At 65.1% G+C, this 229-nt stretch carries 1 protein-coding gene; it reads right to left on the reverse strand.

Annotated elements, in window-relative coordinates; translation table 11 throughout:
- Positions 1-229 (reverse strand): hypothetical protein (locus tag AC0CH3_RS18105; protein WP_465238157.1); only part of this gene is annotated, 229 nt, incomplete at both ends.

Raw genomic sequence — 229 nt, forward strand, 5'->3', positions numbered from 1 at the left:
TCTCGAACGGGTATTTGCTCGCGCGCAAAAACGTCCCGCACCCCTTGGCGTCGCAGCTCGCGACCCCGCTCTCGGCGTTCACATGGACGTTGCGACAGCGGATATCGCCCGAGGCGTAGAGCTTGACCGCCGCGTCCATCGGTCCGGCGGTCCGCGTGACGCGGTAGCCAGGGTAATTGGCGAACAGGATATTGCGCGAGTTCCGCATCTCGGTCGAGACCGCCTCGAC

This window comes from Sphingomonas sp. AC449 (genome assembly GCF_979253475.1).